The sequence below is a fragment of the Pseudomonas sp. MF09156 genome (assembly GCF_059862305.1).
On the sequence record NZ_JCBCUR010000010.1, the window covers coordinates 98,878 to 122,564 of the forward strand.

At 59.7% G+C, this 23,687-nt stretch carries 17 protein-coding genes; 7 read left to right on the plus strand and 10 right to left on the minus strand.

The window, feature by feature from the left end; genetic code table 11:
- The first annotated feature begins 4 nt into the window (after positions 1-4).
- From AC19YY_RS20750 to AC19YY_RS20760, 3 genes are read left to right on the plus strand one after another with little or no spacing between them, the layout of a single operon-like run.
- Positions 5-1,291: a sialidase family protein gene (locus AC19YY_RS20750; protein ID WP_500604776.1), complete on the plus strand. Its 1,287-nt coding sequence runs from the start codon at positions 5-7 to the stop codon at positions 1,289-1,291.
- The gene (locus AC19YY_RS20755; protein ID WP_500604777.1) at positions 1,291-1,869 is read left to right on the plus strand and encodes a hypothetical protein; all 579 of its coding nucleotides are present in this window, start codon (positions 1,291-1,293) and stop codon (positions 1,867-1,869) included. The genes AC19YY_RS20750 and AC19YY_RS20755 overlap by 1 nt, the downstream gene beginning before the upstream one ends.
- Positions 1,869-3,896 (plus strand): LTA synthase family protein, encoded by a 2,028-nt coding sequence (locus AC19YY_RS20760; RefSeq protein ID WP_500604778.1) that lies wholly within the window; start codon positions 1,869-1,871, stop codon positions 3,894-3,896. Before AC19YY_RS20755 ends, AC19YY_RS20760 begins: the two co-directional genes overlap by 1 nt.
- Before the next feature lie 864 nt (positions 3,897-4,760).
- Here AC19YY_RS20760 and AC19YY_RS20765 read toward each other — a convergent pair.
- From AC19YY_RS20765 to AC19YY_RS20775, 3 genes are all read right to left on the minus strand, one after another.
- Positions 4,761-7,226: a TonB-dependent siderophore receptor gene (locus AC19YY_RS20765; protein ID WP_500604779.1), complete on the minus strand. Its 2,466-nt coding sequence runs from the start codon at positions 7,224-7,226 to the stop codon at positions 4,761-4,763.
- A 97-nt stretch (positions 7,227-7,323) separates the two neighbouring features.
- Entirely contained in the window at positions 7,324-8,286 is a 963-nt protein-coding gene (locus tag AC19YY_RS20770; protein WP_500604780.1) for a FecR domain-containing protein, read from the minus strand.
- Entirely contained in the window at positions 8,283-8,798 is a 516-nt protein-coding gene (locus AC19YY_RS20775) for a sigma-70 family RNA polymerase sigma factor (protein WP_500604781.1), read from the minus strand. Before AC19YY_RS20775 ends, AC19YY_RS20770 begins: the two co-directional genes overlap by 4 nt.
- A 180-nt stretch (positions 8,799-8,978) precedes the next feature.
- Here AC19YY_RS20775 and AC19YY_RS20780 point away from each other — a divergent pair, with 180 nt between their 5' ends.
- Positions 8,979-9,533 (plus strand): ATP-binding protein, encoded by a 555-nt coding sequence (locus tag AC19YY_RS20780; protein ID WP_500604782.1) that lies wholly within the window; start codon positions 8,979-8,981, stop codon positions 9,531-9,533.
- Positions 9,534-9,575: 42 nt separating this feature from the next.
- Here the strand turns inward: AC19YY_RS20780 and AC19YY_RS20785 are convergent, their stop codons facing one another.
- Positions 9,576-10,139, minus strand: a complete 564-nt coding sequence (locus AC19YY_RS20785; RefSeq protein ID WP_170041467.1) for a recombinase family protein — start codon at positions 10,137-10,139, stop codon at positions 9,576-9,578.
- 318 nt (positions 10,140-10,457) lie between these two features.
- Between AC19YY_RS20785 and AC19YY_RS20790 the strand changes: the two genes are divergently transcribed.
- Entirely contained in the window at positions 10,458-11,525 is a 1,068-nt protein-coding gene (locus tag AC19YY_RS20790) for a fatty acid desaturase (protein ID WP_169951462.1), read from the plus strand.
- Positions 11,526-11,665: 140 nt separating this feature from the next.
- Positions 11,666-12,811: a serine hydrolase domain-containing protein gene (locus tag AC19YY_RS20795; RefSeq protein WP_169951464.1), complete on the plus strand. Its 1,146-nt coding sequence runs from the start codon at positions 11,666-11,668 to the stop codon at positions 12,809-12,811.
- A gap of 117 nt (positions 12,812-12,928) precedes the next feature.
- On the opposite strand, the gene AC19YY_RS20800 is transcribed toward AC19YY_RS20795, so the two are convergent.
- The 5 genes from AC19YY_RS20800 to AC19YY_RS20820 form a co-directional block, all read right to left on the minus strand.
- Positions 12,929-15,334 carry a TonB-dependent siderophore receptor gene (locus AC19YY_RS20800; RefSeq protein ID WP_170057375.1) on the minus strand — a complete coding sequence of 802 codons (2,406 nt, stop codon included), beginning with the start codon at positions 15,332-15,334 and terminating at the stop codon, positions 12,929-12,931.
- A gap of 76 nt (positions 15,335-15,410) precedes the next feature.
- Complete coding sequence (locus tag AC19YY_RS20805) at positions 15,411-16,346, minus strand: FecR family protein (RefSeq protein WP_500604783.1); 936 nt, start codon at positions 16,344-16,346, stop codon at positions 15,411-15,413.
- A 5-nt stretch (positions 16,347-16,351) separates the two neighbouring features.
- Positions 16,352-16,858: an RNA polymerase sigma factor gene (locus AC19YY_RS20810; RefSeq protein ID WP_170041464.1), complete on the minus strand. Its 507-nt coding sequence runs from the start codon at positions 16,856-16,858 to the stop codon at positions 16,352-16,354.
- 135 nt (positions 16,859-16,993) lie between these two features.
- A complete protein-coding gene (locus AC19YY_RS20815) occupies positions 16,994-18,406 on the minus strand; it encodes an amidase (RefSeq protein ID WP_500604784.1) in 1,413 nt (470 codons plus the stop codon).
- An 87-nt stretch (positions 18,407-18,493) separates the two neighbouring features.
- Positions 18,494-19,786 carry an MFS transporter gene (locus AC19YY_RS20820; protein WP_172311321.1) on the minus strand — a complete coding sequence of 431 codons (1,293 nt, stop codon included), beginning with the start codon at positions 19,784-19,786 and terminating at the stop codon, positions 18,494-18,496.
- A gap of 98 nt (positions 19,787-19,884) precedes the next feature.
- Here AC19YY_RS20820 and AC19YY_RS20825 point away from each other — a divergent pair, with 98 nt between their 5' ends.
- A complete protein-coding gene (locus AC19YY_RS20825; RefSeq protein ID WP_170041461.1) occupies positions 19,885-20,868 on the plus strand; it encodes an Lrp/AsnC family transcriptional regulator in 984 nt (327 codons plus the stop codon).
- A 77-nt stretch (positions 20,869-20,945) separates the two neighbouring features.
- Here the strand turns inward: AC19YY_RS20825 and AC19YY_RS20830 are convergent, their stop codons facing one another.
- Entirely contained in the window at positions 20,946-23,384 is a 2,439-nt protein-coding gene (locus tag AC19YY_RS20830; RefSeq protein ID WP_500604785.1) for a membrane-bound PQQ-dependent dehydrogenase, glucose/quinate/shikimate family, read from the minus strand.
- Between the last annotated feature and the right edge of the window lie 303 nt (positions 23,385-23,687).

Consider the following 23,687-nt stretch of genomic DNA (forward strand, 5'->3'; position numbering starts at 1 on the left):
CACTATGCGCATGCTGTCTTTTCGCTTGAAATTGATTGTTGCCAGCCTGGCGCTATGCCTGGTCTTCTGGGCGGCCTGGCGCAGTCATCCGGCCCATGTCCTGGCGCCTTTCGCACGGCCTGCCGTGCCTGTGGCCGCCAGCGCCGAGCCGGTCTACAACAGCCGGTTCGTGTCCTCGCAGTTGGATGACTTTGTGCATTCGTCGTCGGTCACCGCACTGCCGGGTGGCGACTTGATGGCCGTGTGGTTTGCCGGCTCGCGCGAAGGCGCCGCCGATGTGCAGATCCGCACCGCACGGTTCGACGCCAAGACCACGGAGTGGGGCGCCGAGCAGGTGTTGGCGACCCGTGAGTCGACCCGTGATGGCACCGGGCGCTACATCCGCAAGCTGGGCAACCCGGTGATCGCCCTCGCGCCGGATCAGCGCCTGTGGATGTTCTATGTGTCGGTGTCTGTCGGGGGCTGGGCCACCAGTGCGATCAACGTGATGGTTTCCGAGGACCTGTGGCGCAACTGGTCGGCGCCGCGGCAACTGATCACCTCGCCGTTTTTCAATGTCAGCACGCTGGTCCGCGCCGCGCCGGTGTTTCATGCCGATGGCTCGATTGGCTTGCCGGTCTATCACGAACTCATGGGTAAGTTTTCCGAGTACCTGTACCTGAGCGCGGACGGCGCGGTGATTGATAAATTTCGCATCAGCCGGGGCAAACATTCGCTGCAGCCGACCATTGTGCCCCTGGATGAAAGGCGCGCCGTGGCGATGCTGCGTTATGCCGGCGACACCCATCACCGCGTGCTGGCCAGCCGCACCGATGATGCCGGGCAGACCTGGAGTGAGCCGTACCCACTGGAACCGGCCAACCCCAACTCGTCCCTGGCGGCAGTCGGTACTGCCGGCAACGGCCTGCTGGTGGCGCTCAACGATCTGCGAGACGGGCGCTTCAAACTCAGCCTGTATGGCACCGACGCAGACCTCAATGACTGGCGCAATGTGATCGAGTTGGACCAGTCACCGGATCCGCTCGGCCAACCCTTCGCCCCCGAGGCCTACAAGGCGATCATCGGCGCCGGCTTCCGGGCCTCCAGCGGTGCGCGGCGCCTGCCGTTGGAGCAACGTTTCCTGAGCAGCCTCGATTACCGGGTGTGCAAGCCTCGGGGCTGTGATTTCGAGTACGAATACCCGTATTTCAGCCGTGGCCAGGACGGCGTGTATCACCTGGTTTATTCATGGAATAACACCTTCATCAAGCATGTCAGCTTCAATGAAGCCTGGCTGGCGGAGCGCCTGTGATGCTGTGGCAGGCCCATTTAACCTTCATCCTCCTGGGTTTTGTCTTGCTCGGGTCGCTGCGTTGCCTGCAGTCCTGGCGCCCGTGGCTGTTGCCCGGGTTGGCGTTGGTCAGCTTCATCCCCCTCAATGACCTGCCGCTGGCGGCCTACGTGCGCAGCTTTACCGACGATTTGGCAATCAGCACCCTGGTGCTGTTGGGCGGGGCAAGCCTGGTGCGGCTGGGGCTGGTCGAGCCGCAAGCGCCTCGGGCGCACGCCCAGATTCTGCTGCTGTTTGGACTGCTGGCGGCGCTGTTGTACCCGGCCACCATGGGCCTGACGTACTTCGACCCTTATCGCTGGGGCTTTAACCCAAGGCCGATGATTGTGCTTGTCGCGCTGCTCGCCTTGGGGCTGTTGTGGCTACGCAATGGGTTGGCGGTGTGGATGCTGGCGCTCGGCACACTGGCCTTTGCATTACGCCTGAAGGCGTCGGAAAACTACTGGGACTACCTGATCGATCCGCTGCTGGTGGGCTATTGCCTGGTGGCGGGCGGCGTGCTCTGCCTGAAGAGCGTCAAATTACATAGAGGTCAATGATGGGGTGGTTGCAATCGCGGCGCCTGCGCTATGGCGTAGGGGCGATAGGCCTGGCGTTCTTGCTGTTTGCAGGGCTGCGGCTGGTGTTTGTGCTGGGGTTTTCCGGCTTCGATCCTGCGCAGTTAGCAGACAACCGACAAGCGCTCGACACCCTGGGCATCGGCTTGCGTTTCGACCTGCGCCTGGCGGTGCTGCTGGCGTTGCCGTTGGCGGTGCTGGCATGGATACCGCGCTGGAACCTGGTGCGCGTCGCAGGGTTGCGCGCAGTGGCGCGGGGCTATTGGCTACTGGCACTGGGTATCGTCGGTTGGCTGTACATCATCGACTTTGGCCATTACGCCTACCTTGGGGTGCGGCTTAACGCCAGCGTGCTGCGTTACCTGGACGATGCACAGATCTCGCAGCAGATGGTGTGGCAAACCTACCCGGTACTATGGATCGCCCTCGGCTGGCTGCTGGTGCTGGGTGTGTGGTTCTGCGCGTTCGTGGGGCTCGAACGCCGGACACTGGGGCGTACGCCGCGAGCCATTCAACGCGCTTCACTGGCGTTCGGCAGCGGCCTGGGCTTGATCGCCGTGCTGTTGGCGCTGCTGGGTCGAGTCGAAAACCTCAACTTGCAAAACCCGGTGCCGCTGCGCTGGAGCGATGCGTTTTTCTCCGGCAACGGCAAGATCGCGGCACTGGGTTTGAACCCGGTGCTGTTTTTCTACGACACGCTCAAGGCCGGGCAGGCGCAGTTCGATGAGCCGCAGGTGCGCGAGCATTATCCGGTGGTTGCCCATTACCTGGGCGTGGACCGCCCAGACTCGCAAAGCCTGACGTTCGAGCGTGAGCAAAAGGCGCAGCCGTACCGGCTTGGCACCACGCCGAACGTGATGTTTGTGATGCTTGAATCCCTTGGCACCAGTGCGGTCGGCGCCTATGGCAACCCTCTGGACCCGACGCCAAACCTCGACCGGCTGGCGAGCCAGAGCTGGTTCTTCAAGCATTTCTATGTGCCGGTCACCGGCACCGCAAAGACTGTGTGGGCGAGCATCACGGGCGTACCGGATGTCACGCGTCAGGAGACGGCGACCCGCCACCCTCTGATCACTCGCCAGCACACGCTGATCAACGCTTTCACCGATTACCAGAAGCTGTACATGATTGGCGGTAACGCCGGGTGGGCCAATATCAATGCGTTGATCCAGCAAAGTATCGATGGCGTGCGCTTGTATGAAGAACGCGATTGGCAATCGCCGCGAGTGGATGTGTGGGGCATCTCCGATCTGGACCTGTTCAAGGAAAGCGACCGGATCCTGCGCGATCTGCCCCAGGGCCGGCCGTTTTTTGCCTATGTCCAGACCTCGGGCAATCATCGCCCGTTCACCATTCCCCCGGACAATGACGGTTTCAAGCGCAGCAACCTGTCCCTGGACCAGGTGCAAGCCGCCGGCTCGCGCAGCGTCGAGCAGTACAACGCAGTACGCCTGCTGGACTTCAATATCGGCAAGCTGATGGAGATGGCCAAGGCGGGCGGTTATTACGACAATACGATTTTCGTGTTCTTTGGCGACCACAACACCCGTATCAGCCAGATCCCCCATATGCCGCCGGCTTTCGAACAGTTAGGCCTGGAAAGCAACCATGTGCCGATGCTGATTCACGCCCCGGGCCTGCTCAAGCCCCGGGTGATAGAGCAAGCCGTGGGGCTGGCCGACCTGCTGCCGACGGTCGCCGGGATGGTGGGTGTGGCGTTCAACAATGGGGCGATGGGACGCGATATCCAGCAACCTGCCCCGGAGGGTGAACGCGTGGTGCCGCTGGTCTTGCGCGAAGGTACCTTCCCGCTGATCGGCGGGGTCACCCAGGATTATCTGTTGCAGATGCAGCATGACGGCAGCGCGCCGACCCTGCATGACCTGCGCTCCCTGACCCCGCTGGATAATGTAGCGGCGCAAAACCCCGAGCAATTCCAACGCCTGGTCGACCTGACCCGGGGCCTGCATGAAAGCGCGCGGTTGATGCTGTACCGCAATGTGCGCTGATGGCGGCTGGTAGACCGCTATCGCCGGCAAGCCAGCTCCTACATTTGATTGGTGATGTGGCGCAGATTCTCAGCCCTGCCGCGCACCCCCTGTAGGAGCGGGCTTGCCCGCGATGGCGGTGGTTCAGCCGCAGTATCTGGTGGCTGGTAGACCGCTAATCGCCGGCAAGCCAGCTCCTACATTTGATTGGTGATGTGGCGCAGATTCTCAACCCTGCCGCGCACCCCCTGTAGGAGCCGGCTTGCCGGCGATGGCAGTGGTTCAGCCGCAGCATCCGGTGGCTGGTAGACCGCTATCGCCGGCAAGCCAGCTCCTACATTTGATTGGTGATGTGGCGCAGATTTTCAACCCTGCCGCGCCCCCTGTGGGAGCGGGCTTGCCGGCGATGGCAGTGGTTCAGCCGCAGTATCTGGTGGCTGGTAGACCGCTATCGCCGGCAAGCCGGCTCCTACATTTGATTGGTGATGTGGCGCAGATTCTCAGCCCTGCCGCGCCCCCTGTAGGAGCGGGCTTGCCCGCGATGGCGGTGGTTCAGCCGCAGTATCTGGTGGCTGGTAGACCGCTATCGCCGGCAAGCCGGCTCCTACATTTGATTGGTGATGTGGCGCAGATTCTCAGCCCTGCCGCACCCTCTGTAGGAGCGGGCTTGCCCGCGATGGCGGTGGTTCAGCCGCAGTATCTGGTGGCTGGTAGACCGCTATCGCCGGCAAGCCGGCTCCTACATTTGATTGGTGATGTGGCGCAGATTCTCAACCCTGCCGCGCCCCCTGTAGGAGCGGGCTTGCCCGCGATGGCGGTGGTTCGTGGTAGACCGCCATTGCAGGCAATCCAGCTTGGGGTCTGTGCGAAATCTCCTGCTGGTGCTTAGAAGGAGTATTTGGCCGTTACCGTGAAGTTACGCGGGTCACCAAACACGTCGTACGGGCTCCAGGTCGAGTTGCTGGCGATGCCCTGGTAGTACTTTTTGTCGAAGACGTTATTGATGTTCAGTTGGGTATCCAGATGTTTATTCACCTGGTAACCCGCCATCAGTCCGACCAAGGCGTAGGCATCCTGTTCGATATGGAACTTGCCAAACACGTTGCTGCCTTTGTTGAACGTTGCGCTCTGGCTATAGAGGTTGGCACCGACGCGCCATTGGCTCATGTCGCCTTGCAGATGGTAGGTGGTATTGGCCTTGAACATATGGCGCGGGACGTCGGTGTCGAACAGGGTGCCTTCCTTGCTCTTGTCCGCATCCTTTTCGTATTTGGCCTGGGCGAAGGTATAGCCGGCAGCCACTTGCCAATTGGGCGTCAGGGCGCCGTTGATCTCAAGTTCCAGTCCCTGGCTGCGCACCTTGCCGGCGGCTTCATAGCAGCCGTAGCTGCCGGCGGGGATCACTCGGCAGACACTGGCGTCGGCCACTTCTGCCGCACGGTTGAGCTGGTCGATCTGGAACAGCGAAGCGCTGGCGTTCAGCGCGCCGCCGAAGTACTCGCCCTTGATGCCCACTTCGTAGTTTTCGCCGGTGATCGGCTTGATTCCGGCACCTTCACCGTTCTTCTCGGTCTGGGGCTGGAAGATGTCGGTGTAGCTGGCATACACCGAGTGGTTGTCGTCCAGGTCATAGATAACCCCGGCATAGCGGGTGACGTGGCGCACTTCCCGGGTTTTGCCCGAGGTGTAGTACTGGTCGTTGGTCTGGTCATAGATCGAGGTGGCGTCGTACCAGTCCAGGCGCGCGCCGAGAATGACTTTCAGCGGGTCGGCCAGGTTCCAGCGGGTGGTCAGGTAGAGACCTTCCTGATCGACTTTGTCATTGAGGGAGTAAACGTCCGGAACGGTCGGTCTAGCCAGGCCCTTGGGGCTGAAGCCGTTGATGTCCGGCACGCTGATGAACACGTGGCCGCCGGTGGCCTCGGTCTTGAGCTGGCGCTTGCTGGCGCCCACCACCAATTCATGCTGGCGACCTAGCAGCGAGAAAGGTCCGCTGGCGAAAAAATCATAGGTGGACTGATCAAAATCACGGCCCTGGTTGAAGACGCGCTGGCGGTAGGTAGCGTCGTTGTTGCGTTCGAGGACGGCGCCCATCATCTTGAACTCCGACCAGTTCTTCGAGGCGCCCAGGTGCAGGCGCCAGTCGTTGTCGAAGCGCTGGTCCAGTTCGACGAACACCGTCTTATTGTCGACGTCCTGGTGCGACCAGCTATAGCCGAAGGTCTTGGAGCGCGAGAAGCCCATGTGGCTACCGTCGGTGTTCACCGGCAAGCCGCCCCAGTTGATGTTGTTATTGTCGTTCTGGTCGGACGCCCCCACGGTCAGGGTCGTGCTGTCGCTCAGGTCGAACTCGCTGATGCCGTAGAACACGCCGCGTTCGCGCCCGGCGTAATCCTGATAGCTGTCCTTGTCGTTGTAGGCGCCGACAAAGCGCCCGCGTACCGTGCCGCTGGCATTGACCGGGCCGGAAACATCCAGCTCGCTGCGGTAGTTGTCCCAACTGCCGGCACTGCCACTGATACTGGCCTGGAATTCCTTGGTGGGGCGTTTGCGTACCATGTTGATGGCGGCCGACGGGTTGCCGGCGCCCTGCATCATGCCGGTGGCGCCGCGCACCACTTCGACGCGGTCGTAGGGGGCCAGGTCGGCAGTGGCGACCCAGTCGGCGTTGTAAGTGGTGGGCAGGCCGTCAAACATCAGGTTGGTGATGGGGAAACCACGGGCGAAATACTCGCTGTTGGCCGGGCGCGAGGCCGACAAGCGCAGCCCGGGCGTGGCCTGGACCACATCGTCAAGGCTGCGCATGCCCTGATCGTCCATGCGCTGGCGGGTGATCACCGTCACCGACTGCGGCGTCTCGCGCAGGGACAACGGCAGCTTGGTCGCAGTCTGCATCGCCCCTGTGGTGTAGGAACCGCTGTTTTCAGTGGTCGAGCCCAGGGCCAGGCCGCTGACGGTGGTCGCGCCCAGTTCAACAGCGCCGGTGGCTTGGCTGCGCGGTATCAGCAGGTAGTTGCCGCTGGCATTGCGCGTAACGGCCAGACCACTGTCAACCAGCAGGCGGTCCAGACCCTCATGCACCCCAAAGTCACCCCGCAGCGCCGGCGCGCGCTTGCCCTGCACCAGGGCCGGGTCAAAGGGCAGGGTGATCCCGGCTACCTGGGCGAAGCTGTTGAGCGACTCTTCCAGCGCCCCCGCGGCCAGGTCGTAGTGGCGGCTATCGGCCTGTTCGGCCTGCACGGCAAAGCTGGCCAGCACCAGGCTGCTCATGCCACCCAGCAAAATGCTCTGGAGGGTGAGCGCAAGAACGCTGCGTTGCAGGGGCCGGGGGGGATTCAAAGGGTGGGACATGAACGGTAAGCTCCTTTCGAATGACGAGGTGTATTGCCTGTCTGTCGAAGGGCTTGGCAAAACCCGTAAAAGTTTTTGCGATTTTTTCTCATCCGGCTTAACGAGCGAGGACACGGGTCCAAAGCGGGGTGAAGCGCTCGATGCGCACCGGCAGCGAATCACCCAGGGCACTCAAGGCACGGTCGATGTCGTCGAGCTGGAACACGCCCGACACCTCCAACTGCGCGACGGCCGGGTCACAGTGCAACCAGCCGTGGCGATAACGCGCCAGTTCGGCGGTCAGGTCGTGCAGGCGCATGCGTTTGGCCACCAACTGTCCACGGGTCCAGGCGCTGGCGTTGAGGGGGCTGGCTTCGACACGGTGGCTGCCGCTGGCATCAATCAGGTATTGCTCACCGGCAGCGACCCGGATCGGCACGCCTTTTCCATGAATGGCCACCACGCCGTCCTCGACCCGCAGGCGCGTGCCATGCGGCTCGTCACGCACCGCAAAGGCGGTGCCGATGGCTTGCAGCTGTGCATGCCGGCTGCTGACCCAGAAGCTGCGGCGCCCGCCGGGTGCGGCACTGTCCTTGCCGGTGTCGATGAAAATCTCGCCACGCCGCAGGGTGATCAGCCGGCGCTGGGCGCTGAATTGCACATCCACCGTACTGGCGGTGTTCAGTTGCAGGCGGGTGCCGTCAGCCAGCAGGAACTGGCGTCGTTCGCCGACCCCAGTGGCATAGTCCGCGCCCCAGGGCACCAGCGTGCTGTCGCGCAGCGACCAGCCGGTAACGCCGCTGGCAAGCAGCCCCATGCCCAGCAGCTTGAGCGCTTGGCGCCGGCTGCGCTGCCCGCTGTTCAGGCGCTCCAGCGTGTCCAGTGCCACGCTGCCGGGCAGCGCGGCCAGGCTCTGGAAGGGCGTGTCGATTTTTTGCAGCGCTTGCCAGGCGGTTTCATGCAGCGCATCGGCCTGGCGCCAGCGTTGGCAGGCTGCCAGGACCTCGGGGGTGGCGCCGCTGGATTCGATCCGCACCAACCAACCGATCGCCTGATCGAGCACGCCATCAGGAACGCTCATCGTTGCGCCAGGTAGCAGTGGCGAATGGCAGTGGCCATGTACTTCTCCACCGAGCTGAGGCTGATCGCCAGGCGCTCGGCGATGTCCTTGTAGCTGAGGCCTTCGAGCCGCGACATCAGGAAGGCCATGCGCACTTTGGGCCGCAGGCCATCGAGCAGGGCGTCGACGCGCACCAGGGTTTCCAACAGAATCAGTTGCGATTCCGGCGACGGCACCCCAGCTTCCGGCAGGTGGGCAATGGCTTGCAGGTAAGCCCGCTCGACCCGTTGGCGGCGCACGCGATCCACCAGCAACCCATGGGCCACTGTGCTCAGCCACGCCCGTGGCTGACGCAACTCCTGCAACCGCTGCGGCTTGCCGAGGATGTGCACAAAGGTGTCCTGGGCCAGGTCGGCAGCGTTGTCGCCGTGACGCAGTCGCTTGCGCAACCAGTCCAGCAACCAGGCGTGATGATCGATGTACAGCGCGCGGATATCGGCGTGAGAAGCTGAAGGAGTGGGTGGCGACGACACGAAAAGCCTCCGCGCGATAACTGAATGCATTTGAGAATTTGTCGCATCTTAGTGCGGGGCGACGGGGTTCAGCAAGAACAAAAGGGGACAGATCCATTTAATTAAACAGATCCGCCCCCATTCCCGCTGCGTGGATAAAACTCGTAGACTCCAAAGCCGCTTACATTCATGGAGAGAACAGTGCGCATCTATATCACCGGCGCTTCGTGTGCAGGCGTCACGACCTTGGGGCAAACCCTTGCAGCGTCGTTGGGCGTACCCCATGTCGATGTGGACGACTTTTACTGGTTACCCACCAATCCGCCTTTCACAACCAAGCGACCACCCAACGAGCGCGTCTGTTTGATCAAGCGAACACTTGGCGATCAAGGCTGGGTGTTGAGCGGCTCTGCTGATGGCTGGGGAGAAGCGCTTATCAGCCATGCCAGCCTGATCGTCTTTGTGACGACACCAACACCTGTGCGCCTTCAGCGCCTGGACCTGCGTGAAAAGGCGCGTTTTGGCGAGCGCATTGCCCAAGGTGGCGATATGCATGAAATACATATCGCCTTTCGCGAGTGGGCCTCGCAGTATGACGACCCACTTTTTAGCGGACGCAATCGAGCGCGGCATGAGGCGTGGATTTCAAGGCAGGTGGTGCCGGTGTTGCCTATCAACGGGGAGAGCGCTGCCGAGCACATGGTTGCGGATGTGCTGCATGCGGTTTCGCAAATAGCCCAGGAGCCGGTCATTTAAGGGACATGCCATGGACTCTTCATTATGTGACTGACAAGTCCGCTATGTAGATCTCAAGTACCGATAAAGTGTCTGGCGACTGATTTCAAAATCGCGCGCTAGTTTAGATTTACTTTCTCCCGCACAGGCACGGTCAATTAAACTTACAACCTGATTGTCGGACAGTTTTTTCTTGCGCCCTCTATAAACTCCCCGCATCTTTGCGCGGGCAATGCCTATTGCCTGTCTTTCCATCGTCGCAGTGCGTTCGAACTCTGCGATCATCTCCATTACCGCAATGATGGGCTCCATAACTTCAAGGCAGTCGTGTCGGAAAACCAGGTTTTCGCTCAAAAACTCCAGGTTTACCTGCTTTTCAATCAACCGGCGAATCAGGGTACACAGTTGCTCGATGCTGGAGGTGAGCGCTGCCATGCTGTCGACAACCACGGTATCCCCGCACTGTGTATAGCGAATCAGCCGTTCAAGGCCTGGGCGATTTGCGGCATTGTCTGCAGCCTCATCGCAAAACACTGCGTCAAATACATCATGGCTCGTTTTTTTCTCCGCGCTACCCTCGGATTCTTGTAGAGAGAGCCGGAAATATTTGATGCGATGCAATCTCATAGTGCCTCCTTGGCAATACTTGTACGCAGTTGTTTTATCCTTGTACAAACTGTAACTAAATTATTAAAACTTACACAAATTCCTGTAACACTGAGCTCGCCCAAAATACACAGTTGCAAAGAATTGAACTTATCTTATCATTTTGAAGCTTGGAATGATCCTAACAAGTTTTCCGTAAACAGTCGATTTCATATTTATTGAGCGGTGCGCGTGAATTCGCGCAGTGAATTTGAATGTCTACTGTTTTATCGCTCAAACAATTGATGTGACCGGCTTGACGAAGCTGGTAATTCCCCGATGCAAGCAGAGGATGAATGGATGAAGGTCTTGGAAGAAGCCATCGAAATTGATCGCCTAAATACCGATCAGGAAAAGATTGATCATGTAACCCGGCGCATTACCGAACATGGGAACGACCTACGCAAGCGCTACCCGATCCTGCAGCATCAGGATGCTCTGGGAGCGAGTGTCATGGTGTTTTCCCTGGTAGGCATGGTGGTCACGGGAGGGCTCTATATCAAGGGTTTTATCCCTGGCTGGATGTGTATTTTTATTAACGCGCTGCTGACTTCTTTTATTCATGAAATCGAACATGATTTGATTCATCGGCTTTATTTCAGAAAAAAACCGCTGGCCCATAATGCCATGATGTTTTTTTGCTGGTTGGCGCGACCGGGAATGCCCAGCCCGTGGTTAAGACGCAGCCTGCACTTTCATCACCATAAAGAATCCGGAACTGACTCGGATGTCGAGGCCTGGATCACTACCAGTGGTAGCCCTTGGGGAATCCTGCGGTTGTTGAAACTGATGGATGGATTTGTCTTTGGTTTCCTAAACGCGGTTTTTGCTCCGGGATGGCGGCAAAAGGTAAGATTGTTAGGCAAAATCATTCGACTCAACACACCTTTCGGCCTTGTGTACTGGGGGTGCTGGTATGTGTTCCTCGGCTACCACCTGTATGTCTGGCTTGGGTCAATCAGCGGGGCGCAGGTTCATAGTTCTGCGGCAACGCTGGCGCTAATGGAGGTGGTCAATAATGTAGTCGTCATTCTTATCGCTCCAAACCTGATAAGGCAGTTCTGCCTGTTCTTTGTAAGTTCAAATATGCATTACTATGGCGACGTCGCCCCGCGTAATGCGTTACAACAAACCCAGGTAATGAACCCTTGGTGGTTGTGGCCGTTCCAGATGTTCTGTTTTAACTTTGGCAGCACGCACAGTATTCATCACTTCGTTGTGAGGGACCCGTTCTATCTGCGTCAGATGACGGCGCCTTATGCCCATAAAGTCATGGCGCAGGCAGGTGTCAGGTTCAATGACTTCGGCACATACAAGCGTGCGAACCGTTTTTCCCTGGATCACTCGCAAACACGGTCGCGCGGGTGAAGTTCGCGCAAAGTACTATCAGCTGATAGTTACAGCCCAATCGTAATCCGTAAATGGGGCTGCCAGGCGGCATGTTTCTTGTCGCCTGGCAACTTTGTTAATGCTCAATAGCAATACTTCAAATGCGAGGAGTCTGAGGTATGAAGGCACAAGGGATGTGTGCAAAACAGTTCGAAGCGGTCAAGCAGGCTTTCGAGCAGATGTTTGATGATCCGCAGGAGCGTGGAGCCGGGCTTTGCGTGCAGGTAGGCGGGGAGATGGTCGTCGACCTGTGGGCCGGTATGGCGGATCAAGAGGGCACCCAGCCGTGGACGCGCGATACATTGGCCAATACCTTTTGCGTAGTAAAGCCCTATGTGGCGGTGGCGGTGCTGATGTTGGTCGAGCAGGGCAAGCTGGAGCTGGATGCACCCGTGGCCCGTTACTGGCCTGAGTTCGCCCAGAGCGGCAAAGCCCGGGTGACCTTGCGTCAGGTGATGAATCACACCGCGGGCCTGCCGGCGCTGCGCGCCCCCGACCACAACCCCATGATGTTTGACTGGGAACACATGATACGGGTCCTGGAGGCCGAGCCGCTGTGGTGGGAGCCGGGAACCGACCTGGGGTACGGCACCACCACCTTTGGCTGGATACTCGGTGAGTTGATTCGTCGGGTGGACGGCCGCGATGCCTGCGTCTTTATCCATGACGAGATTCTGGACCCTCATGACCTGGACGTTCACCTTGGCGTGGACGAACAGCACTTTCATCGTATCGCCCGGTTCGACAGTGCCACCGGGCGAGTCGGCGATCCTTACTCGCAAGCGTTGCGAGCAGTGCTGAAAAACCAGCCATCGCACATCGCGACATATGCCTTCACCAATCCCGGAATGGTGCCCAGACGCACCAGCGACCCTCGCTGGTGGGCCTATCGCCAACCGGCTGTGTGTGGACACGGTACCGCTCACGGCCTCGCCGGTTTCTACAGTGCGTTGCTGGCGGGAAACTTTATCGGGCGCGAAATGCTCCGTGAGTTCACCCAAGAGCACAGTCACGGCATGGATCGCTCATGGATGCGCCCAATGCGCTACGGCCTGGGTTGCATGCTGGAGCAGCAAGTCGACCCGACGGCTTCCCTTGCAATGGGCCCCCGCGCCTTTGGTCATCTGGGCCTTGGCGGCCCGGTGAGTTTTGCCGATCCCGACAGTCGCGTGAGCTTTGGTTTTGTCACCACGACCTCGGGCAGCCATACGATGATTGATCCGCGTCCTGGCCGGCTATCCGCGCTTGTTTATGCGGCGCTTTGAAGGGGCGTTCATTTATCAGTTGCCTTTGCAGCTCGTCACTTGAGGATAAGGTCGACAAACTCGCGCCCTATCTATCCTGCTCATGTCCGTCCTTGGACATGAGCGTCGAGCCGCTTCTTAGAAGCTGTAGCGGGCAGTCAGTTTGAAGTTACGCGGGTCGCCGTAGACGTCATACGGTTCATAGCCGCCGTTGGCGATGCTGACGTAGTAGGTACGGTCGAACAGGTTGTTTACGTTGACCTGCAAATCCAGTTGCTCGCTGGCCTTGTAGCCTGCCACCAGGCCGGCCACGGTGTACGAGCCCTGCCGGTTTTGCCATGCACTGGTACCGCTGCCCCCTGCGGTGCGGATCTGGCTCTGCTGATAAACATCACCGCCAATGCGCCAGCGTTGCAGGTCGCCGGGCAGGGTGTAGAGGGTGGACAGCTTGAATAGCTGGCGCGGCAGCCGGCGGTTGAAGTCCTGGCCTTCCAGGGTTGCAGTGGCGTCGTTGACGTACTTCGTCTGGGTGTAGGTGTACCCGCCGGCCAGTTGCCAGTTTTCGCTCAGGGCGCCCTGGATTTCCAGGTCCACACCGCGGCTGCGCACCAGGCCGGAAGACTCATAGCACTCACTGTTGGCGGTTGCACCGCAGCCTTTGACATCCGGCAATTGCTGGGCGCGGTTCTTCTGGTCAATCTGGAAAACCGCCAGGCTGGCGTTCAGTGCGCCATCAAAGTATTCGCCCTTGATACCCACCTCGTAGTTTTCGCCCACGATAGGCACCACCACTTGTCCACCGAGGCCTTTTTCGGTCTGTGGCTTGAAGATATCCGTGTAGCTGACATAGACCGAGTGATTGGTGTCCAGGTCATAGACCAGGCCAGCATAGCGGGTCAGATTGCGCGTGACCTTGTAGCTGCTGGCAGGGTTGGCCCTGCTTTGGAATTCGTACCAGTCCAGACGGCCGCCGAGAATCAGCGACAGCGGGTCGGTCAAGCGCAGGCGGGTGCTGGTATAGAGGCTGTCCTGAGTCGTCGTCTCGAGACGGCCGTCGGGGCCTTTGACGATAGTGGGCTTGGTGTGGCCACGCGGGTCCCACGCGAACAGATCGACGTTGCTGTCGATGAACCTTTCCCAAATCTTACCGGTACGATAATCCAGCTGGCGCTTGCTGACGCCCACGGTGAAGTCATGTTCCTGGCCCAGTAGCTGGAAGGGGCCGCTGAGGGCCAGGTCATAGCCTTTCTCTTTCTGCTCCATGGCTTGCGTCCATAGATAGTGGCGGTTGTATCCCCATATGGAGGAGGCCAGCACGTCGGTGTTGGTCATCGACTGCATGGCTGCCATGCGCAGCTTCCAGTCATTGGCGAAACCATGCTCCAGCGTCGCGAAATACCCGGTGGTGCGGTTGTCCATGTATTCATAGTCATGCCCCAGGAACGTGTCCCGGGGCAGTCCTAGATGACCACCGCCACGGGCCATGGGCAACCCGCCCCAGACGTAGTTGGTGTAGTCCTTCTGCCGGTAGGCCCCCAGCGTCAGCGTGGTGGTATCCGTCAGGTCGGCGTCCACGACGCCGTAGTACAGATCGGCGTCGCTCTCTACCGACTCGCGAAAGCTTTTCGAGTCCTGCCGCGAGAGCACCGTACGGGCACGCAAGGTGCCGCTTTCGTTGAGCGGGCCGCCAATGTCCAGGGTGCTGCTGTAATCGTCCCAACTGCCGGCACTGCCGGTGAGCACGGCCTGGAATTTGTGGGTCGGGCGCTTGCGCACCAGGTTGATCGCGCCAGCCGGGCTGCCCGCGCCCTGGGCCAGGCCGGTGGCGCCACGCACGATTTCCACCCGGTCATACATGGCCAGATTGGCTTCGCTGCTGGGCAGGTAGGTGAGGAAACTGGTGGGAAAGCCGTCGTACATAATGGTGTCGACGTCGAACCCGCGCGCGCTGAACGTGGGTCGCCCAACGCCTCCGGAGTTATTCAGGAAAAAACCCGGCGCGCTTTGGGCCACATCGCTGATGGTGGTCATGGCTTTGTCGTCCATGCGTTTGCGCGTGACCACGCTGACCGACTGCGGTGTTTCCCGCAAGGTCAAGGGGAGCTTGGTGGCGGTCTGCATGGCCCCGGTGGTGTAGGAGCCGGTGTTCTCGGTGGTTTCACCCATCTGCTGGCCGACGATTGCCGTCTCCCCCAATTGCAGGGTGCTGCTCGATTCGGGGGCCTTTTCCAGCATCACGCTGTTTGCGCCGGTCGCGCGCCAGGTCAAGCCGCTGCCTTTCAAGACGTCAGCCAGTGCCGCTTCTGGCTCTTTGGGGCCGACGACTCCAAGGCTGTTCTTGCCGACTACCAGCGTGCCATCAAAAATCACCTGTAAACCGCTTTGAGCAGCCAGGCGGTTCAGCGCGCTCGCCAGGGGTTGCGGTGCAATGTTGAAAGAGTGAGGGGCAGCCACTGCCAGGCCGGATATCAGCACGCACAAGAGGGCGAGCGGGGCGGCGGACAACGATTTTATGTGCAGCCCTTCAGGTAACGGATGGTGCATCAGTGGTCTCCCTAATACGAAGCATTATCGTTCTAGGGAAGGAAGACGGCTGACACGCCAACACCCGTAAAAATAGTCAAGTCTTGGGGGAGATCACCAGCAGATAGTCGGTGTAGCGCTCGATCTTGAGGGCAAAGACGTTCTCCAGCGTCGTCAAGCCCTCGTCCAGGTCGTTGAGCTGAAAGGTGCCGCTGACCTTGAGTGCGCCCAGGCGCGAGTCCCGCAGCACTATGATTCCCGGACGATAGCGTTCGAGTTGCTCAAGCACCTGCGCCAGCGGTGTCAGCTCGAAGACCAGGCGACCTTGCTCCCAGGCCAGCATCGTGTCGACGTCCACACGCTGCTTGGCGCCCAGGCCATCGGCACGCCCGCCAACGGTCTCGCCAGCGCCGAGCGTCACCTTGTCAGGCACGCCCGTGACGGCCACACGCCCGCGGCGCACCGTGACATCCACGTGCTCTGCATCACGGCGCACGGCGTAGATCGTGCCCAGGGCCGTCGCGCTCAAGGCTCCCGCCTGCACACTGAAGGGCCGCTGCGGGTCCGGCTTCACGTCGAACACGGCCTCGCCTTTGCGCAGGGTAATGCGCCGCCCATCGTCAGTGAATTTCACATCAACGGCGCTGTTGGCATTCAAGGTGATCTGCGAACCATCAGCTAGCACGACCTGTCGACGCTCACCGGTGCCGGTGTAATAGTCGGCATCCAATGCCATTCGTTGCGCCCATGTCACGCCGAGCCCGAGCACCAACGACGCCGCGATACCCATTGCCCACAGGCGACGCGCGGACGGCCGTGCCGAAACAGCAGGCTGGGCCAGATGCGCACTTAAGCTCCACATCCGACGCGCTTCGACAAACGCCTGCTGATGCTCCGGCGCCTGTTCGCACCATGCCCGCGCCGCCGCCACATCCGATGGCTGCACCGAACCCGAGGTGAGGCGAATCACCCACGCGTGGGCAGTGCGCTGGATTTCGCTGAGGGATGGCGTGGTGTGGGGTTGATCGTGCATACCGGCTATCGTTGCAGGCATTGGCTGAGAAAGTCGAGCGCAATAGCCAATTGTTTTTCCACCGTACTGACCGAAACCTTCAGTTGCAGGGCCACTTCCTTGTGGGGCAGGTTTTGCAGCCGACACAGCGTGAATATCTCCTGGCACTGGGTAGGCAAGCGGTGCAGTGCGTGAGCCATCGCGGCCAGTTCTTGTTGCGCGACCACCACATCGAACAGCGCCGGGCTCTCGCCGGTCACCTCGTAGAGGTAGGCGGTGCCTTCGTCGAGGCGCTCTCGCGTCTGCCTGCTGCGCGCATGATCAATCGCCAAGTTGCGCGCAACTTTAAAGATAAAGCCGCGTAGATTGAGCACCGGCTTGCGGGGTGGCTGGCGGAGCAGGCGCAGGTAGGTTTCCTGGGTCAGATCGGCCGCAGTCTCAGGATTGCGCAACTGACGATGAAGAAACGAACGCAACTCGGTGGCATGGGCCCGAAACGCCACCTCAAGCTCTTCGGTGGTCATGCTCGACATTAGCAGAGATCACGCAGAGGAAAGTCCTGCACTTTAATGATAGTGCTTCGCATTAACAATCTTTTCTTGGGCTGCCATCTCGATCGGCCTGTGACTGGGACTGGTCGTTTTGGGCGATTGCTGTTTGTACCTGGTTTAAAGCCCCCATCGCTCAAGCTCAGGCGTGCGCCCGTCAAGTAAAAGCGAAGGCGCCATGGCGCTCGCTGTTTTCAGCAAGTGCATATCTGTAAATACCGGGCCTAGCAGCTGCACGCCAATCGGCATCTGGGCCTCATCGAATCCGGCGGGCAGGGCGATTGCCGGAGTGCCCAGGTAATTACTGGCTCGGCTGAACTTGCCAATACTGGCGTGATTGACGTCCTCGTCATCCAGGGGCAAGGCACCGTGGCTGCTGACAGGCATCAACAACACCCCAAATGAGCCGATCGCACGGGTGAATGCCGCGGCTGCCGTTGCACGCTGCGCAACGGCGTGTTCGTAGGCATCACGGCTGATATCCGCACCCGCCAGGATTCGATTGCGCACCACCTTCCAGAGTAGCTGCGCGGGGTCATGGGCCAGGTGCCCAAACTCGCGATAGCCCTCATAAGCAATGATCATCGAGTTGCATTCGGAAAGCTGACCGATATCCAACTCATCATTGGGCGCCCAGCTTTCGAGCGTCCAGCCGGCCGCGTTCAGATTGCCCAAGGCCTGGTCCCATACCCGGCGGGTGCCAATAGACAGCGCACTGGGGAACGCACCCTGGTCCAGTACAAATACGGTGCCCGGCTTGGTGGGCACCCACTCACTGGCAAGTTCAGCCTCAACCTTCAACCCATTGCCCGTATACGGGCTGGCAATGATGGCGGTGAGCGCATGCGCGTCGTTTACGTCGCGGGCGATTGGGCCCAGCACATCCAGGCTGGGAGCCAGTGGAACGACACCGTCCAGGCTGATGAGGCCGCTGGACGGTTTGAAGCCAACCAAATGATTAAGCGATGCGGGAGCTCGTATCGATCCGCCGGTATCGCCACCGACGGCAATCGGTACCAGTCCTGCTGCAACTGCAACCGCCGCGCCTGAAGAGGACCCGCCCGGGGCGCGATGCAACTTGGCGTCCCAGGGGTTCCAGGGCGTGCCTCGGGTCGGGTTCTGCCCGGATAAGCCGAAGGCAAATTCGGTCATCTGGGTCTTGCCGACGATAACCATTCCCGCCGCCTGTAAACGTTGCGCGACGGCGCTGGTCGCGGAACTGATAGTGGTCAGGCGGCTTAACGAACCTGCCGAGGCCAGGGTGTTGGCGATTTCGATGTTGTCTTTGATGGCAACCGGCACGCCATGCAATGGGCTCAAGGGTTGGCCTGTATCGAGTGCACTGTCGGCGGCATCGGCGGCCGCCAAGGCTTGCTCTGCGAACACTATCGTGAAGGCGTTAAGCGCGCTGCTGCGTGCAATACGGTCCAGAAAGTATTGTGTGACGGCGCGCGAGGTGATCTGCCGGGTAGCGATCAGATGGGCAATTTGCAGGGCAGTCTGGAAACAAAGGGCTTGGGATCGTTCGCACATAATTTCTGGATTCTAAGATTTGTGAGTCGGTATCCCCGTGTTCGACGGGCGTTGACGGGGATCGCATCGCGTTGTTCGAGCCAGTGCCTATTTCAGTGGTTTTCCGGCGGTCTCTGGCATTTTGATGAAGGTCAGAAGGGTGAGCGCGGCGCCTGCGAGCACGTAATAGAAGAACCAGCTCTCTTGGCCGTGGCTCTGCAGCCAGGTCAGCAGGTATGGCGTAGTACCGCCGAGCAAGGCCACCATCAGGTTGTAGGGCGCACCAATACCGACGGCGCGAACGCTGCTCGGGAATTGTTCAGACATGATGGCTGGGGCGATCGAGGTATAAAGCGCGTAGAGCAACAGGCCGAACAGCTCCACCATCAGGATCGACGAGAACGTCGGCTGCATGTTGGTGATAATCGGGTAGAAGAACAGCAGGTAACCCAGGGCAAAAACGATCAGTTGCGGCTTGCGCCCGAACTTGTCTGAGAGCATGCCGAACAGTGGGTGCACGAACATGAACGCAACCATGGCAACCGTATTTGCCGCAAAGGCTGTCGAGGACTCCACGTGCAGTGCTCGGATGGCATAGGTGGGGATGTAGATAACGAACAGGTAGAAGGCAAATGTGCTGAGGATCGAAAAGCCGACAATTCGCAGGGTCTCGCGCGGATAATCCCGTAGCAGGGTGCGTAGAGGTTGCTTCTCTACCTTTTTAGCCGGTTGCGAGGTGCAGGCTTCGGTTTCAGGCACCGACATACGCAGCCAAATACCAGCGACACCGCCCAAGGCACCGAGCAAGAACGGAATGCGCCAGCCGAACTCTCTCATTTGTTCGTCGGTGAGCAGGGTAGTAAGGGCCCAGCCGATCGCCGATGCGGTCAGAATGCCTGCGGCGGAACTGAAGAAGACAAAGCTGGAAAAGAAGCCGCGACGGTGGTCTGGCGCTAACTCGGCCAGGTAAGTAGAGGCCGACGCGTATTCACCGCCCAACGACAAACCCTGCATCAGTCGTGCAACCACCAGCAACACCGGCGCTAGCAGCCCGATCTGCTCATAGGTGGGGGTAATGCCGATCATCAGTGAGCCGCCAGCCATCAACATGATGGTGACGCCCAATGCTGATTTGCGGCCATAGCGATCAGAGTAGATCCCCAGCGCCCAACCGCCGATTGGACGCATGAAGAAACCTACGGCGAAAATAGCGAAAGTCGCCAGCAGGGACGCCGTTTCGTCAGTTTTCGGAAAAAACTGTGTAGAAAAGAACACCGCGAACGACGCATAGATCGTCCAGTCGAACCACTCCACCGCGTTCCCAATGCTGCCAGCCGCAATTTTGCGCGCGATTGATACCTGCGGCTTTACCGCTTGGGACGTTTGAGTCGCATAATTCATTGGCTTGTGCCTTTGGTTTTTGAATTGTAATTATTTTTAGACATTTGCTGGTTTGTTTTGTTTTAATTTGGCCACTTGAGCGAAGGTATTGTAAGAATATGGTCTCGTCAACCGTTGAGTCGGATGAAAAAAGACATTTTGCGCTGGATGAAACCGATCTGGCCTGCCTGGTTGCACTACAGGCAAATCCCCGTGGCACTTGGCGGGATTTGAGTACGTGCTGCGATGTGGCCGAGCGGACGCTTTCGCGTCGCCTGCAACGTTTGATGGACAGTGGATATATCCGGGTGATCGGCGAGCTTGATCCGGTTGTCGTCGGGAGTGGCCCGGTGCTGCATGCGTGGATTCGGGTAGCCGACGGGCGGCAGAAGGAAGTAGCGGAGCACTTGGCGCAACTGGCACAGACGCAGGTGGTGATGGCGACAACTGGAGAGTTCGACATCTTCACCGAGATCAATTTGCCGAATGTGGAAGCGCTGTCTGACATGGTGGTGCGAGCGTTGCCGCTGGTGCCGGGAGTAAGGCAGGTTCAATCGCAGGTGGTGCTCAGGTCGTTCCGACGAGCGAGTCGCTGGCGGATTGACGGTTCGGTGCCTACTGAACCGGTGCCGGCCGGGCCTGTGAGCCTGAATGCCGATGAGATGCGGCTACTGGGCGCGTTAATGCTCGATGGAAGGGCCAGCCTGGGCGTGCTTGCCCAAACCTGTGGCGTCAGTGAACCGAAGGTTCAGCGGATGCTGAGTGGGCTGGTCGACAGTAATGCCCTGACCTTTCGTGTGGAGCTCGAACCGCTGTTGGTTGGCTATGGGGTAGAGGCGATCCTGTCGTTACAAACCCGACCGGGTGCGGCAGATGGCATTGCCCTGGAGCTGGCAAAGGATGAGCACACGCGTTGCCTGTTCGGTACCAGCGGACGTTCGCAGTTGTTTTGGCATGTGTTGTGTCGTGATATTCATGATCTGTGGGCCGTTTCAACGGCGCGGATGGGGTCCCTGGAGGGGATCATTTCTTGTGAGACCAACACGGTGGTCAGAGCCTATAAAAGGGCAGGGCGAGTGCGTCGCGGGCTTATGGTTGAGTAGTGTCCAGGCCTGCCTCCCAGCCAGCAAAAATAATCCCCGAAACCGGGGATTATTTTTAGACGGCGCTAACCAACGATTTATGGTTTATCGGCGCTCTCTGGCAGCGCATACGCAATGATGTAGTCACCCACATCCGGCGAATGGCTCATGCCACCCGCCGAGATCACCACATACTGCTTGCCGGTGGCCGGTGACTTGTAGATCAGCGGTGCCGCAACCGCACCCACTGGCAGGCGGGCTTTCCACACCTCTTTACCGGTGGCCGACTCAAGAGCCCGCAGGTAGTAGTCCTGGGTGCCGGCAAAGAACACCAGCCCCGAGGCCGTCGAGGTCGGGCCCCCCAGCGTTGGCATGCCCAGCGGGATCGGCAGGTGGGTTTTGATACCCAACGGGCCGGTATCCTGCACGGTGCCCAACGGAACCTGCCAGACCAGTTTCTGCGTGTTCAGGTCGATGGCACTCATGCTGCCAAATGGCGGGGTGTTGCACGGCACGCCCAGGGGCGACTGGAGGATGTCGATTTTCACCCCACCATAGATGCCGGCAACTTGTGGGCGAATGGTGCCCATGAAGCCAGGCACTTCATCGGTCGAGACTTTGAACTTCTTGGTGTTTTCCTTGGTAACCAGCGCCATGCGCAAAGGGACGCGCATGTCGTTGACGAACATCATGCCGGTGTTTTCGTCGATAGAGATGCCACCCCAGTTCATGCCGCCCAGCAAGCCTGGCCATTCGATGTAGGGCTTTTCAGTTGGCGGGGTGAAGGGCCCTACGTAAACGGAGTCCTTGAACATGATCCGGCAGTACAGTTGGTCGAAGGTGCTTACGCCCCACATGGACTTTTCGGTCAGTGGCTCGGCACCAATCACCGGCATGCCTACCGAATGGGGTTGCGTCGGCGACAGGTGCTCGCCTTCGGCCGCTGGCGAAGTAGGCACCGCCCGCTCCTGAACTTCAGTGACCGGTTGGCCGGTGCGGCGATCCAGGACAAAGATATTGCCGGTTTTGGTGGTCTGGATAAGCACCGGCGTTTTTTCGCCCTGGGCGTTCTTGATGTCGTACAGCACAGGTTGGGAGGGTAGGTCGTAGTCCCACACATCGTGGTGAACGGTCTGGTAAACCCATTGGGTTTTGCCGGTCGAAGCATCGACGGCGACGATAGCCGAGCCATACTTTTCCTTGGCCTGGTTGCGGTCGCCACCCCAATAGTCAGGCGGACCGTTACCGGTGGGCAGGTAGACCAGGTTCAATGCCTTGTCGTAGGTAGGAATGGTCCAGACATTGGGGGTTTCCAGGGTGAACTCTTGGTCGCCAGCGGTTGCATCCTGGCCCTCAGGCGCACCGATGTCCCATGCCCACACCAGCGCGCCGGTCAGCACGTCGAAGGCACGCACAGCGCCAGAAGGCTCTTTGGCGACGATGTCACGCACCCAGCCGCCGACCACGGTGAGATGGCCCATGACCACCGGCAGCGATGTGGGGTGATAGCGCTTGCTGTTCTCGGTCGGGCCCATGCCTTTTTTCAGGTCGACGTAACCCTTGTCGCCAAAGTTCGCGCACAGGCTGCCGGTGTGCGCATCAAGGGCAAACAAACGGGCATCCACAGACGACACCAGAATGCGCTGACGGCATTGTTGCTGGTCGCCGTACGACGTTTTGACTTCAGCGCTCAGACTGTCGTCCTTATCGATGTCGTAATAGCCCACACCACGGCAAGTTACGTGCTCTGCGCTGCTGGCGTGGGGATCGAACTTCCAGATCGGCTTGCCAGTATCGCCGTCGAGGGCGGTGATCAGGTTTTCCGGGGTGCACGAATACAAGACGTTGCCGATCTGCAGCGGAGTGTTTTCGTCCACACCGGCGCCGCCCCCTGTGGTTCTGCGGCCGGTTCGGTAGATCCAGGCAACTTGCAGGTCCTTGACGTTTTGCGGGGTGATTTGGTTGAACGGCGCAAAGCGGGTGCCTGATGCACTACGGCCAAAGGATGCCCAGTTTTCGGACGCCGAGGCGGGCTCCGTGGGTGCGGGCGCAGCCTTCGCAGCGACTGGATTGGAAATCGCACCGTGCGGATAGAACGCCGCCACAAACGTTGCGATCAGCCCCGCAAACACAACGAGCCCCATGCCGTTGGCCAAACGCCGGGCGCGTGATGAAGTGGTGGGGAACGTAGCGCCGACCCACAGGCTGAGCGCCAGGACAATTGCCGGAACGACCAGGCGCGGCAGCAGTTCCCAGTAACTGAACTGGCCCACTTCGTAAAACGCCCAGGCACAGGTTGCCAAGGCGATGATGACTGAAAGGGCAAGGCCTATCCCTTTGCGCAAGAACATCAGCGCCGCCAGCAGCAAATACGCCAGCCCCGCGATCAAGTAGTAACTCGAGCCGCCCAGCGCAACCAGTTTGAAACCGCCGTAAATCATTGCCAGCGCTACGAGCAGCACAAGCAAGCAAAACAGCACCCTCGCGGTCGTGCCAAGTGCAACTTTGCGAGTTTTGGGTTGATGATCATCCGTCATTTTTTTAATACGTTCCGTTAGTCAATGGAAAGTGCACGCAATCAATGTGCAGGGGGGCAAGGCATTCAATCGGCAGCAGGCAGTCGCGCTGATCGGGGCTGGCAGGGAGGGAGTAGTCAATCGACGCGGGCGCCGCCGAGGGCTCTAGGAAAGGGAGTTTGGCGTTGGATCGCCTTATAAGAGTTAGCGCGTTATGGCTGCCTGGAAATTGCGCGCAGTTTAGGCGCAGGGTTTTTCCGGATAAATACTCAAGGTAGAAAAGCATTATTGATGAAACAGTAACAATAGACTGCATGCGCTGCG

Coding starts and splice junctions, on each gene's coding strand:
- AC19YY_RS20795 (WP_169951464.1), top strand. CDS start 11,666: ATGAAGGCACAAGGGATGTGTGCAAAACAGTTCGAAGCGGTCAAGCAG.
- AC19YY_RS20765 (WP_500604779.1), bottom strand. CDS start 7,226: ATGTCCCACCCTTTGAATCCCCCCCGGCCCCTGCAACGCAGCGTTCTT.
- AC19YY_RS20760 (WP_500604778.1), top strand. CDS start 1,869: ATGGGGTGGTTGCAATCGCGGCGCCTGCGCTATGGCGTAGGGGCGATA.
- AC19YY_RS20815 (WP_500604784.1), bottom strand. CDS start 18,406: ATGTGCGAACGATCCCAAGCCCTTTGTTTCCAGACTGCCCTGCAAATT.
- AC19YY_RS20755 (WP_500604777.1), top strand. CDS start 1,291: ATGCTGTGGCAGGCCCATTTAACCTTCATCCTCCTGGGTTTTGTCTTG.
- AC19YY_RS20820 (WP_172311321.1), bottom strand. CDS start 19,786: ATGAATTATGCGACTCAAACGTCCCAAGCGGTAAAGCCGCAGGTATCA.
- AC19YY_RS20830 (WP_500604785.1), bottom strand. CDS start 23,384: ATGACGGATGATCATCAACCCAAAACTCGCAAAGTTGCACTTGGCACG.
- AC19YY_RS20790 (WP_169951462.1), top strand. CDS start 10,458: ATGAAGGTCTTGGAAGAAGCCATCGAAATTGATCGCCTAAATACCGAT.
- AC19YY_RS20770 (WP_500604780.1), bottom strand. CDS start 8,286: ATGAGCGTTCCTGATGGCGTGCTCGATCAGGCGATCGGTTGGTTGGTG.
- AC19YY_RS20785 (WP_170041467.1), bottom strand. CDS start 10,139: ATGAGATTGCATCGCATCAAATATTTCCGGCTCTCTCTACAAGAATCC.
- AC19YY_RS20750 (WP_500604776.1), top strand. CDS start 5: ATGCGCATGCTGTCTTTTCGCTTGAAATTGATTGTTGCCAGCCTGGCG.
- AC19YY_RS20825 (WP_170041461.1), top strand. CDS start 19,885: ATGGTCTCGTCAACCGTTGAGTCGGATGAAAAAAGACATTTTGCGCTG.
- AC19YY_RS20810 (WP_170041464.1), bottom strand. CDS start 16,858: ATGTCGAGCATGACCACCGAAGAGCTTGAGGTGGCGTTTCGGGCCCAT.
- AC19YY_RS20800 (WP_170057375.1), bottom strand. CDS start 15,334: ATGCACCATCCGTTACCTGAAGGGCTGCACATAAAATCGTTGTCCGCC.
- AC19YY_RS20805 (WP_500604783.1), bottom strand. CDS start 16,346: ATGCACGATCAACCCCACACCACGCCATCCCTCAGCGAAATCCAGCGC.